This window comes from Streptomyces sp. NPDC003720 (genome assembly GCF_042875075.1).
Classification (GTDB): Bacteria; Actinomycetota; Actinomycetes; order Streptomycetales; family Streptomycetaceae; genus Streptomyces.
The window spans coordinates 574,599-586,280 of record NZ_JBIANZ010000005.1; the positions used below are offsets into that span (position 1 = coordinate 574,599).

Annotated in this window: 13 protein-coding genes; 8 read left to right on the forward strand and 5 right to left on the reverse strand. The window is 71.8% G+C overall.

Translation table 11 applies throughout. The annotated features are described in order from the left end of the window. The first annotated feature begins 20 nt into the window (after positions 1 to 20). Positions 21 to 293: a hypothetical protein gene (locus tag ACFYU0_RS17210; RefSeq protein ID WP_389301805.1), complete on the forward strand. Its 273-nt coding sequence runs from the start codon at positions 21 to 23 to the stop codon at positions 291 to 293. Further along, complete coding sequence (locus ACFYU0_RS17215; protein WP_389301807.1) at positions 290 to 1,795, forward strand: cytochrome bc complex cytochrome b subunit; 1,506 nt, start codon at positions 290 to 292, stop codon at positions 1,793 to 1,795. The genes ACFYU0_RS17210 and ACFYU0_RS17215 overlap by 4 nt, the downstream gene beginning before the upstream one ends. Here the strand turns inward: ACFYU0_RS17215 and ACFYU0_RS17220 are convergent. Together ACFYU0_RS17220 and ctaD are read right to left on the reverse strand one after the other, a co-directional pair. After that, on the reverse strand, positions 1,731 to 2,114 hold the full coding sequence (locus ACFYU0_RS17220) for a cytochrome c oxidase subunit 4 (RefSeq protein WP_389301808.1): 384 nt from the start codon (positions 2,112 to 2,114) through the stop codon (positions 1,731 to 1,733). The two genes, ACFYU0_RS17215 and ACFYU0_RS17220, sit on opposite strands and share 65 nt — an antisense overlap. Continuing rightward, positions 2,111 to 3,775: a cytochrome c oxidase subunit I gene (ctaD, locus tag ACFYU0_RS17225; protein WP_389301946.1), complete on the reverse strand. Its 1,665-nt coding sequence runs from the start codon at positions 3,773 to 3,775 to the stop codon at positions 2,111 to 2,113. Before ctaD ends, ACFYU0_RS17220 begins: the two co-directional genes overlap by 4 nt. A 163-nt stretch (positions 3,776 to 3,938) precedes the next feature. Here ctaD and ACFYU0_RS17230 point away from each other — a divergent pair, with 163 nt between their 5' ends. Next, positions 3,939 to 4,307 (forward strand): DUF6479 family protein, encoded by a 369-nt coding sequence (locus ACFYU0_RS17230; protein WP_389301810.1) that lies wholly within the window; start codon positions 3,939 to 3,941, stop codon positions 4,305 to 4,307. 86 nt (positions 4,308 to 4,393) lie between these two features. Here the strand turns inward: ACFYU0_RS17230 and ACFYU0_RS17235 are convergent, their stop codons facing one another. Beyond that, positions 4,394 to 5,554: an alkane 1-monooxygenase gene (locus ACFYU0_RS17235; RefSeq protein ID WP_389301812.1), complete on the reverse strand. Its 1,161-nt coding sequence runs from the start codon at positions 5,552 to 5,554 to the stop codon at positions 4,394 to 4,396. A gap of 272 nt (positions 5,555 to 5,826) precedes the next feature. On the opposite strand from ACFYU0_RS17235, the gene ACFYU0_RS17240 reads away from it, so the two are divergent. Beyond that, positions 5,827 to 6,396 carry a TetR family transcriptional regulator gene (locus ACFYU0_RS17240; RefSeq protein ID WP_389301815.1) on the forward strand — a complete coding sequence of 190 codons (570 nt, stop codon included), beginning with the start codon at positions 5,827 to 5,829 and terminating at the stop codon, positions 6,394 to 6,396. Between the two features lie 113 nt (positions 6,397 to 6,509). On the opposite strand, the gene ACFYU0_RS17245 is transcribed toward ACFYU0_RS17240, so the two are convergent. Further along, entirely contained in the window at positions 6,510 to 7,727 is a 1,218-nt protein-coding gene (locus tag ACFYU0_RS17245) for a PP2C family protein-serine/threonine phosphatase (protein ID WP_389301817.1), read from the reverse strand. A gap of 441 nt (positions 7,728 to 8,168) precedes the next feature. On the opposite strand from ACFYU0_RS17245, the gene ACFYU0_RS17250 reads away from it, so the two are divergent. The 4 genes from ACFYU0_RS17250 to ACFYU0_RS17265 all read left to right on the forward strand — a co-directional run bounded on the left by ACFYU0_RS17250 (position 8,169) and on the right by ACFYU0_RS17265 (position 11,085). Continuing rightward, entirely contained in the window at positions 8,169 to 8,345 is a 177-nt protein-coding gene (locus tag ACFYU0_RS17250) for a hypothetical protein (RefSeq protein ID WP_351672615.1), read from the forward strand. A 105-nt stretch (positions 8,346 to 8,450) separates the two neighbouring features. Beyond that, a complete protein-coding gene (gene rfbB, locus ACFYU0_RS17255; protein WP_389301949.1) occupies positions 8,451 to 9,422 on the forward strand; it encodes a dTDP-glucose 4,6-dehydratase in 972 nt (323 codons plus the stop codon). Then, the gene (gene rfbD / locus ACFYU0_RS17260; RefSeq protein ID WP_389301820.1) at positions 9,419 to 10,285 is read left to right on the forward strand and encodes a dTDP-4-dehydrorhamnose reductase; all 867 of its coding nucleotides are present in this window, start codon (positions 9,419 to 9,421) and stop codon (positions 10,283 to 10,285) included. Before rfbB ends, rfbD begins: the two co-directional genes overlap by 4 nt. Next, entirely contained in the window at positions 10,282 to 11,085 is an 804-nt protein-coding gene (locus ACFYU0_RS17265; RefSeq protein WP_389301823.1) for a class I SAM-dependent methyltransferase, read from the forward strand. The genes rfbD and ACFYU0_RS17265 overlap by 4 nt, the downstream gene beginning before the upstream one ends. Here the strand turns inward: ACFYU0_RS17265 and rfbC are convergent. Further along, positions 11,075 to 11,680: a dTDP-4-dehydrorhamnose 3,5-epimerase gene (gene rfbC / locus ACFYU0_RS17270; RefSeq protein WP_351672620.1), complete on the reverse strand. Its 606-nt coding sequence runs from the start codon at positions 11,678 to 11,680 to the stop codon at positions 11,075 to 11,077. The two genes, ACFYU0_RS17265 and rfbC, sit on opposite strands and share 11 nt — an antisense overlap. Positions 11,681 to 11,682: the final 2 nt, after the last annotated feature.

Below are 11,682 nucleotides of genomic sequence, written 5' to 3' on the forward strand. Positions count from 1 at the left end.
CCGTGCCTAAGGTCGGTGGGGTGGCACACACCTTCGAGGAACTGGTGGCGAAGCAGCGCGCCGCCGAGGCGGCACACCGAACGGTCGCGGAACTGCGCGACGCCTACGGGCCGCCCGCCGGCCGCCAGATGACGGGCGCCCAGTCCGGCACCTACGAGACGGCCCTGCGCGCCTGGCGGGACCTGGACCGGGAGGTGCAGACCGCGGTGAGCGAGTACGCGAAGGAGACCGGCAGACCACGGGCCGACGTCGAGGCGGAGGTGGCGCGGGCGGCCGCACCGCAGGACTCGTGAGAGGTGGTCCCCGCGCGGCCGCCCGCGCCGCCGAACGCCTCACCGACGCCGCCGACGCCCGCCTCCCGGTGCTGGAGGGCGGCTCGCTGCTGCGCAAGGCGTTCCCCGAGCACTGGTCCTTCCTGCTCGGCGAACTCGCCCTCTACAGCCTGCTGGTGCTGATCCTGACCGGGGTGTGGCTGACGTTCTTCTTCCAGCCGGAGATGCGGGAGGTCGTCTACCAGGGCTCCTACGTGCCGCTGCAGGGGGTGCTCATGTCGTCCGCTTTCGACTCCACCCTGCGCATCAGCTTCGACGTCCGCGGCGGACTGCTGATCCGGCAGATGCACCACTGGGCCGCGCTCCTGTTCATCGCCGCGATCGGCGCGCACATGCTGCGGATCTTCTTCACCGGCGCCTTCCGCCGGCCCCGCGAGCTGAACTGGGTCATCGGGGTCACCCTGTTCGCGCTGGCCCTCGCGGAGGGCTTCGCCGGCTACTCGCTCCCCGACGACCTGCTGTCCGGCACGGGACTGCGGATCGCCCAGGGCATCATGACCTCGATCCCGGTGGTCGGGACGTACCTGGCCTTCTTCGCCTTCGGCGGCCAGGTGCCCGGCCACGACATCATCACCCGCCTCTACCCGGTGCACATCCTGCTGATCCCGGGCGCGCTCGTCGCCCTCGTCTCGGTGCACCTGATCCTCGTGTTCCGCCTCAAGCACACCCAGTGGCGCGGCCCCGGCCGCACCAACCGCAACGTCCACGGCAAACCGCTCGTCCCGCAGTTCAGCGCCTCCTCCATCGGCCTGTCCCTGACGGTCGCCGGCGTGCTCGCGGCGCTGTCGGCCGTCGCCCAGATCAACCCGGTGTGGGTGTACGGCCCGTTTCGCCCCGACCAGGCCTCCACCGGCTCCCAGCCCGACTGGTACGTCGGCTTCCTGGAGGGCGCCCTGCGGCTGATGCCGGCCTGGGAGACGAGCTTCGCGGGCCACACCGTCATGTGGAACGTGCTGCTGCCCGCCGTGGTCCTGCCCGCGCTGGTGTTCGCCGTGCTCTACGCCTACCCGTTCGCCGAGCAGCGCCTGACGGGGGAGTGGCGCCAGGAGCGGCACCTGTGCGACCGGCCGCGCGAGCGTCCCGTGCGCACCGGACTGGGCGTCGCGGCCACCGTGTTCTACGCCGTGCTGCTGCTGGAGGGCGCCAACGACGTCAGCGCCCAGACGTTCCGCGTCTCCGTCAACGCGCTGACCTACGTGTACCGCGTCGCCCTCGTCGCGGCGCCCGTCCTCGCCTTCCTGCTGACCCGGTGGCTGTGCCGGGCCCTGACGGCGGCCGAGCGGGAGCGCCTCGCCGAGGGCGTGCCGACCGGCGACATCCGGCAGAACGTCATCGGCGGCTACGAGACCGGCCACGAACCCGTGGAGTCGTTCCGGCCCGGAGCGCCGCGCCGGGAGATCACCGGCGCGCGTACTGGAACACCAGCCCGAAGACCCCGCGGGCCAGAACGCCGCAGCCGATGAGGAACAGCCACAGCCCGTAGACGACGCCGGTCGCCGTCACCGCGAAGCCCAGCGCGGTGACGACCGGCCAGGGGCTCTCGTCCGGGAAGAACGCCACCGGCCCGGCGCCGTCGGCCACCTCGGCGTCCCCGAGGTCCTGTGCCCGCCTCCCCTTGCGCCGGTACTGCACCAGGCAGAAGAACGACACCAGCGCCGCCATGCCGCACGCCACCAGCAGCGCGGCCGTGCCCGCCGGCTCGCGCGACCACACCCCGTACAGGGCGGCGACCCCGCCGAAGAACACCGCCACCCCGCCGAACAGCATCGCCTCGGTCTTCATCGTTTCCCTTCCTCCTGGGCCTCGCGCACGACCTCCGGATGGTGCAGGTCGAAGGCCGGCGACTCGGACCGGACCCGGGGCAGCGCCACGAAGTTGTGCCGGGGCGGCGGGCAGGACGTCGCCCACTCCAGGGCCCGGCCCCACCCCCAGGGGTCGTCGATGTCCACGCGCTCGCCCTTGGCCCATGTGCGCCAGACGTTGTAGAGGAACGGCAGGGTCGAGACCGCGAGCAGGAACGCGCCGGCGGTGGAGATGCTGTTCAGCAGGGTGAAGCCGTCGCCGGGGAGGTAGTCCGCGTAGCGGCGGGGCATGCCCTGCTCGCCGAGCCAGTGCTGGACCAGGAAGGTGAGCTGGAAGCCCGGGAAGAGCAGCCAGAAGTGCAGCTTGCCGAGACGCTCGTCCAGCATCCGGCCGGTGAACTTGGGCCACCAGAAGTAGAACCCGGCGAACATGGCGAACACCACCGTGCCGAACAACACGTAGTGCAGGTGGGCGACGATGAAGTAGGAGTCCGTGAGGTGGAAGTCCAGCGGGGGTGAGGCGATCAGCACCCCGCTGAGGCCGCCGAGGAGGAACGACACCAGGAAACCGCAGGACCACAGCATCGGGGTCTCGAACGACAGCGAGCCGTACCGCATGGTGCCGATCCAGGCGAAGAACTTGATGCCGGTGGGGACGGCGATCAGGAACGACATGACGGAGAAGAACGGCAGCAGCACCGCGCCGGTGGCGAACATGTGGTGGGCCCAGACGACGGCCGAGAGCATGGTGATGGCGATGGTCGCGCCGATCAGCGGCAGATAGCCGAACAGGGGCTTGCGGGAGAACACCGGCAGGATCTCGGAGACGATGCCGAAGAAGGGCAGCGCGACGATGTAGACCTCGGGATGCCCGAAGAACCAGAACAGGTGCTGCCACAGCAGCGCGCCCCCGTCGGCCGCGTCGAAGACGCGCGCGCCGAACTTGCGGTCGGCCTCCAGGGCGAGCAGGGCGGCGGTCAGCACGGGGAACGCGGGCAGCACCAGGATCGAGGTGAACAGCACGTTCCAGGTGAAGATCGGCATCCGGAACATGGTCATGCCGGGGGCGCGCAGGCACATGATGGTGGCGATGAAGTTGACCGCGCCGAGCGTGGTGGAGACACCGGTGACGACCAGCCCCATCACCCACAGGTCGCCGCCGGCGCCGGGGGAGTAGTACGCGCTGTTGAGAGGTGCGTAGGCGAACCAGCCGAAGGAGGCGGCGCCGCCCGGCACCAGGAAACCGGAGACCACCATCAGGCCGCCGAAGAGGTACATCCAGTACGACAGCGCGTTGAGCCGGGGGAAGGCCACGTCGGGCGCGCCGATCTGCAGCGGCATGACCGCGTTGGTGAACCCGGCGAACATGGGGGTGGCGAACAGCAGCATCATGATCGTGCCGTGGATGGTCACGAACTCGTTGTAGTCCTGCGCGCTGAGCACCTGCAGCCCCGGCCGCGCCAGCTCCGTGCGCATGCCCAGCGCGAGCAGCCCCGCGAGCAGGAAGAAGCCGAAGGCCGTGACCATGTAGAGCCGGCCGATCACCTTGTGATCGGTCGTCGACAGCCAGCGCAGCAGGACCCGGCCGGGCCGGGGAGCGGGGGAGGAGTACCGTGCGGTGATCTCCGCGATCTCCGACATCTCCGGTGTTTCGGTCATCACGGGCGACGCTACTCCGGGGACCCCGTGGGCCCGCCCGCGCCACGCCCCGCACGCCCACGGTCGGGTCCGCCGCCCCCTGCGCCGTTCGGCTGAAGCACCCCCGGTCAGGCATCCGGCGCGCACTCCCGGGTACCCGCAGGCCATGAACACTGCCACGTACGAAGCAGCCTCGGGCACTCAGGTGTTCGGCTACGTCCTCGTCCTCGTGGTCGGCGTCGCGCTCGTCGGCGGGCTGCTGTGGGCCTTCCGGCTGGGCGTCTCGGTGCGCCGGCGCGAATCGGCTCCGCCCCGGCCCGAGGAGCAGCCCAAGCTGCCGCCGACCGGTCCGGTCCGTGAGACGAGCGAGATGCGCGAGGCGCACGAGGTGCCCCGCGCCGAGGACGGCAACGAGCGGCTCACCCCCCACCAGCTCGGCAACGCCGGCTCCCGGCGCGCCGAGGACCAGCGGCGTCCGCGCTGGTCGCCCGGTTCCAGCGGTTCCTTCGGCGGCGGTGGCGGCGGCCAGACCTGAGCCTCGACGGTTGCCGTGACGCCGCGGCTTCCCCTACATACATGAAACTCGGGTTCGGTTCACCCTTGTGGGCGAACCGAACACCGTTACCGACGGGCCGGAGAAGTGGACGGCGCCGGGCGCCGCCCGGTGGGTGTCCTGGTGTTGGTCAACGCGGTGTCGCCGCCGTAGTGAGCGAGCAGCCTCGGGTCCATGACCCTGCGCCACAGCGGTGGGACCCAGGCGAGGACGATCATGGCCGCGTAGCCGGCGGGAAGCTGCGGCGCTTCGTCGAAGTGCCGCAGGGTCTGGTAGCGGCGCAGCGGGTTCGCGTGGTGGTCGGAGTGCCGCTGGAGCTGGAAGAGGAACAGGTTGCTGACCGTGTTGTCACTGTTCCAGCTGTGCCGGGGGGTGACCCGTTCATAACGGCCGTCCGACCGCCGTTGACGCAGCAGGCCGTAGTGCTCCAGGTAGTTCACCGACTCCAGCAGGCCCACGCCGAGGACCGCCTGCAGCAGCAGCCAGGGCAGGACCACGGGTCCGAAGACCGCGCCCAGCGCGCTGAAGAGGGCGACGGACAACGCCCAGGCGGTCAGGACGTCGTTGTGCCGGCTCCAGGTGGGTCGTCCACGCCGTTGGAGCCGGCGCCGCTCCAGAAGCCATGCCGATCGCGCACTGCCCGTGACGGTGCGGGGCAGGAAGAGCCAGAAGCTCTCCCCGCGGCGGGAGCTGGCGGGATCCTCCGGTGTCGCCACACGCACGTGGTGGCCGTGGTTGTGCTCGACGTAGAAGTGGCCGTAGCAGCTCTGGGCCAGGGCCAGACGGCTGAGCCTTCGCTCCACCTGCTCCTTCTTGTGGCCCAGTTCGTGGGCGGTGTTGATCGCCACCCCGGCGACCACGCCGGTGGTGGCCGCCAGCCCGAACGAGCCGGTCACGCCGAGAGCGCCTCCGGCCCACTGCCGGCAGGCCCAGACGAGGGCCGCGAACTGCAGCGGCAGATACAGATAGGTGCACCACCGGTAGTAGCGGTCCTGCTCGAGGCGCTCGACCGCCGTCTCGGGAGGGTTGGCCCCGTCGGTGCCGGTGATCAGATCGAGCAGTGGGACGAGGACGAAGGCGAAGAACGGCCCCCACCACCACAACGCGGCGACGCCGGTGACGTGCACAAGGACGCCGGCCTGCCAGGGCAGGGTCGGGACGGCGAGCGCCAAGGGCCACCACAGGCGCTTGGGGTCGCGCCAGCGCACGTTGTCGGCATCGCGGCTCATAGCGTCAGCTCCTCGGTCGGGTGCGTGCTTCCGCCTCCCCCGCCCAGGGGAGGCGGAAGCACGCCATGGGGGGGAGGCTCAGACTGGCAGTCGGCCGATCGGCTGACAAAGGCGGCGCTGTGTCAATATTCTGACGGTCGGTCAGCTTGCGAGGAGTGATCATGCGGGTGCCGCAAACGGGCGGACCAGGGCGTCAGGAACAGCCCCTCCCCGAGCAGGGGGCGGGATTCGGGCGGCCGCCGGATCCGCCCCGTCTCGCCTGGCGCAAGCACATGCGTCAGCGCGTCCTCGACGAAGCGTGGGCCCTGGCCTCCGACAGCGGCTGGGACCGTGTACGGGTCGCCGACCTCGCTGTGCGGGCCGAGGTCTCCCGCCCCTCCATCTACGCGGAGTTCGGCAACCGCGCCGGCATAGGCCACGCCCTGGTGCGTCGGGAGGCCGACCTGTTCCTCACCGGCCTGGCCGGCGTGCTGGACCGGAACCGCACGCACGTGGGCCTCGCCCTGCAGGCCGGAGTCGGCCACGCCCTGGCCGAAGCCGAACGCAACCCGTTCATCGAGGCGGTGCTGGCCGCCGCCCGCGGCGGAACCGACGCCCTGCTGCCCTTCCTCACCAGCCGCCCCGACCCCGTGCTCACCAGCGCCCGCACCCTGGTGTCCGCGTGGCTGGGCGACGTCCTGCCCCACCTGGAAGAGCACCGGCACCACGAGGCCGCCGACCTCCTGGTGCGCCTGAGCATCAGCCACATGCTGCTGCCGTCCCCCGACCCGGGCACCGCACCGGCCCGCGTGGCACGCGCGGCCTGCGCCGTGCTCGGCATCCCACCGGTCGCCGCACGATGACGGCCGGCATGGATCACCGCTGCCGCGGGCTGCGGCGCCGTCCGCGCGTCGCGCCGGGACGAAGGCCCCGTGTGCGGTCCGGGCCGGCAGCGGCGGTGCTGCTGTCGGGGAGGTCAGCCGGTGTCCGGTCCCTGAGTGGGCCGCAGTTGGGTGTTGCGGCTGGGTCCGTGCCATTCGAGGCAGACGACCGTGGCGTCGTCGCGGAGCCGGTCGCTGTGGTGGTCCAGGACGGCGCGCATGAGGCGGCGCAGGGTTTCGGGTACCGAGAGGCCGTCGGCGTGGTGGCGGATGACGAAGTCGGTGAAGGCCTCCAGACCGAACTCGCGGCCCGTCGCGTCGCGGGCCTCGATGACGCCGTCGGTGTAGAGGAGGACGCGATCGCCGGGTTCGAGCTGCTCGTGGCAGAGCGTGGCGGTGATACCGAGGTCGGTGCCCAGGGGATGGGCGGGCTTACAGGGCAGTGAGGCGGTCCAGCGGCCGGCACGGATGAGAACCGGCGGGTGGTGTCCGCGACTGATCCAGGTGAGCAGCCCGGTGCGAGCGTTGAGGTCCGCCAGGATCGCCGTGACGTACGTGTCGTGTCCGAAGTGGTCCAGCAGCACCCGTTCGACCCGCTCGCCGGTGGTGACCAGGCCGGCTCTCTGGCGGCGCTGGTTGCGGCAGGCGGCCACGGCCAGGTTCGCGGTCAGCCCGGCGTGGCTGTCGTGGCCCATGGCGTCGAAGACGGCAAGATGCACCTGGTCCCCGGCGACGGCGTAGTCGAAGGCATCCCCACCGATCTCGTAAGCGGGTTCCATCGCGGCGGCGATCACCACGTCCCGGTTGGCGAAGGAACGCGGCGGCATCAGATTCCACTGCAGCTCCGCGGCCACGTTCATCGTCCGGGTTCGGGCCAGGCGGGCGGCGGCATCGCTGCTGGGCCGCTTGCTGACCACCAGCAGACCCACCAGCGACGCCACCGTCTGCAGCTCCTCAAGACCCGCACCGCCGCCCAGGTCGGCGCGCAGGACGCCCAGCCGCGCGGTTCCGTCCAGGACCGGTACCCACCAGCGGCCCACCTCGCCCTCTGCGCGCGGCTGGGTGTAGGCGAAGACCCAGCCCGGCAGCGTGCCCTCCACCGGGAACTCCTCGCCGCCGTGCGTGCCGTCCAGCCCGCTGCCGATCACCTCCCGCAGAACCTGCTCGCGCAGGTCGGCCAGGTAGACGCGGGCGTCGGACAGGCCCGCCAGGGCGGCGTGCCTGGCGATGAGGCCAGGGAGCTGATCGAAGCCGGCCAGGTGGCCCTCGGCCAGCATCCCGCCCAGCGACCGCACCATGCGCTCCGCCTCCATGGCCTCACCCCTTCGCCGCCGCGGCATGGCTTCCGGCTCCAGCATTCCAGCCACTACGGCCGAAAGCGCGCACGAGCAGGCCTCGGGTTGCCGCGGACCGCTCAGGGATGATCACGAACGGGTGCCCGCCCGCGGTGCGCCGCCCGGCCGGGCGGACCGTCTTCGGACCCAGGGCGGCCATGGGGCCGCTGGTCGGCCGGTACCGGATCGGGTGCCTGGTCGAGCAGATCGAGGTGGGCGCCATGTCCGCGAGCGGCCGGTGCGGGCGTCCGAGCGCGCCCGCCGACGGCTTGAGCGCCACGAGTACGGAGAGCCGCCCCTGCCACTGCCCACGCGTTTGGGCGTCCGGGGCGCGGGGACCCGGGCCGACACACCGCAGCCGCCGGCAGCCGTTCCACCGGCCGGCCCGGCGGCAGGGCAGAAGAGAGAAGATGAGACACCGTGACCGCGCACATCAGTGACAGGCCCACCCTCCCCTATGCCGAGACCGGCTGGTCCAAGGCCCGCCGCGGGCGGGGCAAGGGCGTCCGCACCTGTCTGCCGGCCGTCGTCGACCGCACCGCTCCGCGGCAGGGCGACACGGAGCGGGACGCCACCATAGTGAGGGGCGAGGACTGAGGAACACCGCGACGGGGAGCGGCGCCGCGGCGGCGATCCGCGAGCCTGCCCAATAAGGCGAACAAGGGTCCGGACCGGGCCGTCCGCCGTTAGGGTATGGCCAATATGAACCTCCTCGTCACCGGCGCCGCCGGGTTCATCGGCTCCCACTACGTCCGCGGCCTCCTCGCCGACGACTCGCCCGGAGCGCCGAGCGTCACCGTGCTGGACAGGCTGACCTACGCCGGCACCCGCGCCAATCTGCCGAGCGGGCATCCCCGCCTCGACTTCGTGCACGGCGACATATGCGACGCCGCCCTCGTCGACAAGCTGATGGCCGACGCCGACCAGGTGGTGCACTTCGCCGCCGAGTCCCACGTCGACCGGTCGATCGACGGGGCCGGCGAGTTCGTCCGGACCAACGTGGTGGGCACCCAGACCCTGCTGGACGCGGCGCTGCGGCACGGCGTCGGCACCTTCGTGCACGTCTCCACCGACGAGGTGTACGGCTCCATCGCGTCCGGCTCCTGGCCCGAGGACCACCCCCTCGCGCCCAACTCCCCGTACTCCGCCTCCAAGGCCTCCTCCGACCTGCTGGCCCTCGCCCAGCACCGCACCCACGGCCTCGACGTCCGGGTCACCCGCTGCTCCAACAACTACGGCCCGCGCCAGTTCCCGGAGAAGGTGATCCCGCTCTTCGTCACCAACCTCCTCGACGGCCTGACCGTCCCGCTCTACGGCGACGGGCGCAACGTCCGCGACTGGCTGCACGTCGAGGACCACTGCCACGGCATCGAGCTGGTGCGCACCAAGGGCCGGCCCGGCGAGGTCTACAACATCGGCGGCGGCACGGAGCTGAGCAACAAGGAGCTGACCGCCCTCCTCCTCGAGGCCTGCGGCGCCGGCTGGGACCGGGTGCGGCAGGTCACCGACCGCAAGGGCCACGACCTGCGCTACTCGGTCGACTGGAGCAAGGCCCGCGACGAACTCGGCTACCGCCCGCGCCACGACTTCACCAACGGCCTCGCCGCCACGGTCGCCTGGTACCGGGACAACCGCTCGTGGTGGGAGCCGCTCAAGCGGCGGAGCGTCCGATGAGGTGGCTGGTCACCGGCGCGAGCGGCATGCTCGGCCAGGACACCGTCCGGGAACTGCGCGAACGCGGCGAGGACGTCACCGGTCTGGACCGTACGGCTCTCGACATCGCCGAACCCGGCTCCGTACGGCAGGCGTTCGACGACCACCGTCCGGACGTCGTCGTCAACTGCGCCGCCTACACGGCCGTGGACGACGCCGAGACCGACGAGGCACGCGCGCTGCGCGTCAACGGCGAGGGACCCCGGCTGCTCGCCCGCGCCTGCGCCGCCCACGGCGCCCGGCTGGTCCACGTCTCCACCGACTACGTCTTCTCAGGCGAGGCCCGCGACACCCCCTACCCCGAGGACCACACCCCGGCGCCGCGCACCGCCTACGGCCGTACCAAACTCGCCGGGGAGCGGGCGGTGCTCGCCGAACACCCGGGCGGTGCCGTCGTGTTGCGCACCGCCTGGCTGTACGGCGCCCACGGCCGCAACTTCGTGCGCACCATGCTCGAACTCGAGGCCCGCCGCGACACCCTCGACGTCGTCGACGACCAGCGCGGGCAGCCGACCTGGAGCGCCGACGTGGCCGCCCTCGTGGCGGACCTCGGCGCCGGGGACGCCCGCGGCCTCCTGCACGCCACCAACTCCGGCGAGGCCACCTGGTTCGAGCTGGCCCGCGAGGTGTTCCGGCTGGCCGGGGCCGACCCGGAGCGGGTGCGCCCCACCGACAGCCGGTCCTTCCCCCGCCCCGCGCCCCGGCCCGCCTACAGCGTCCTCGGGCACGCGCGGTGGCGGGAGACCGGCCTGGAACCGCCGAGGGACTGGCGGTCCGCCCTGTACGAAGCCCTGCCTCACATCCGCAAGGAGATGTCCCAGTGAAACGGCACGAGTTCCTGCGGGAGCTCCACAAGGTCACCGCGAACCGCAACTACCTGGAGATCGGCGTCAACGACGGCCGCAGCCTGACGCTGTCCCGGGTGCCCAGCATCGCCGTCGACCCCGCGTTCAAGGTGGTCACGGAGATCCGCTGCGACGTGCACCTCGCCAAGGCGACCAGCGACGACTTCTTCGCCCGCGACAACCCCCTCGCGCACCTCAGGGGCGGCCGCCATCCGCTGCGCAACCTGGCCCGCAACCGCAGCCCCTTCGGCTACTGGCGGCGCACCACGCTGGACCTGTCGTTCATCGACGGCATGCACCTCTTCGAGTACGCGCTGCGGGACTTCATCAACATCGAGAAGCACGCGGACTGGGCGAGCGTCGTCGTCTTCGACGACATGCTGCCGCGCAACGTCGACGAGGCCGCCCGCGACCGGCACACCGACGCCTGGACCGGCGACGTGTACAAGCTCGTCGAGATCCTGAACCGCCACCGTCCCGACCTGGTCACGGTACTGGTCGACACCGCGCCCACCGGCCAGCTCGTGGTCTTCGGCGCCGACCCGTCGAACACCGTGCTCAAGGACCGGTACGACGAGATCGTCGCGGAGTTCGAGGTCCCCGACCCGCAGAAGGTCCCCGAATCGGTGCTGGAGCGCACCACGGCCGTCAATCCCGAGGACTTCCTCGGCGCCGGCTTCTGGAAGCCGCTGGCCGCGGCGCGCGACCGGGGCACCAAGCGGGCCCGCGGCTGGGAACCGCTGCGGCGCGCGCTGGAGCCCTACTCCGTCACCCGCTGAACCGGCCGCGCAGTCGCGCGTAGTGGGCGGAGCAGTCCGCGTAGGAGGGCAGCAGCCCGGACCGCTCCGCCTCGGCCAGGGTGGGCGCCTCGGCGTCCTTGGGCGACAGCACCGGCTCGACGCCCTCGGGCCAGGCGATGCCCAGACCGGGATCGAGCGGGTGCACGCCGTGCTCCCGCCCCGGCGCGTACCCCTCCGAGCACAGGTACACCACGGTGGCGTCGTCGGTCAGCGCCATGAAGGCGTGCCCGAGGCCCTCGGCCAGGAAGACCGCGTGCCGGTTGTCGTCGTCCAGCCGTACCGCCTCCCATCGCCCGAAGGTGGGGGAGCCGACCCGGATGTCCACCACCACGTCGAGTACGGCGCCGCGCACGCAGGTGACGTACTTGGCCTGGCCGGGCGGCACGTCCGCGAAGTGGACGCCGCGCAGCACGCCCCGCCGCGACACCGAGCAGTTGGCCTGGGCGAGGCCAAGGTCGTAGCCGGTGGCCTCGCGGAACTCCGCGCCCCGGTACCACTCGTGGAAGCTGCCCCGGTCGTCCGGGAACGCCTTCGGCTCCAGCACCCACGCGTCCGCTATCTCCAACTGCCGCACCG

What these genes read in the sequence shown, in the direction of transcription:
- ACFYU0_RS17230 (WP_389301810.1), top strand. Translation starts at nt 3,939, where the DNA reads ATGAACACTGCCACGTACGAAGCAGCCTCGGGCACTCAGGTGTTCGGC.
- ACFYU0_RS17235 (WP_389301812.1), bottom strand. Translation starts at nt 5,554, where the DNA reads ATGAGCCGCGATGCCGACAACGTGCGCTGGCGCGACCCCAAGCGCCTG.
- ACFYU0_RS17240 (WP_389301815.1), top strand. Translation starts at nt 5,827, where the DNA reads ATGCGTCAGCGCGTCCTCGACGAAGCGTGGGCCCTGGCCTCCGACAGC.
- ACFYU0_RS17245 (WP_389301817.1), bottom strand. Translation starts at nt 7,727, where the DNA reads ATGGAGGCGGAGCGCATGGTGCGGTCGCTGGGCGGGATGCTGGCCGAG.
- rfbD (WP_389301820.1), top strand. Translation starts at nt 9,419, where the DNA reads ATGAGGTGGCTGGTCACCGGCGCGAGCGGCATGCTCGGCCAGGACACC.
- rfbB (WP_389301949.1), top strand. Translation starts at nt 8,451, where the DNA reads ATGAACCTCCTCGTCACCGGCGCCGCCGGGTTCATCGGCTCCCACTAC.
- ACFYU0_RS17220 (WP_389301808.1), bottom strand. Translation starts at nt 2,114, where the DNA reads ATGAAGACCGAGGCGATGCTGTTCGGCGGGGTGGCGGTGTTCTTCGGC.
- ctaD (WP_389301946.1), bottom strand. Translation starts at nt 3,775, where the DNA reads ATGTCGGAGATCGCGGAGATCACCGCACGGTACTCCTCCCCCGCTCCC.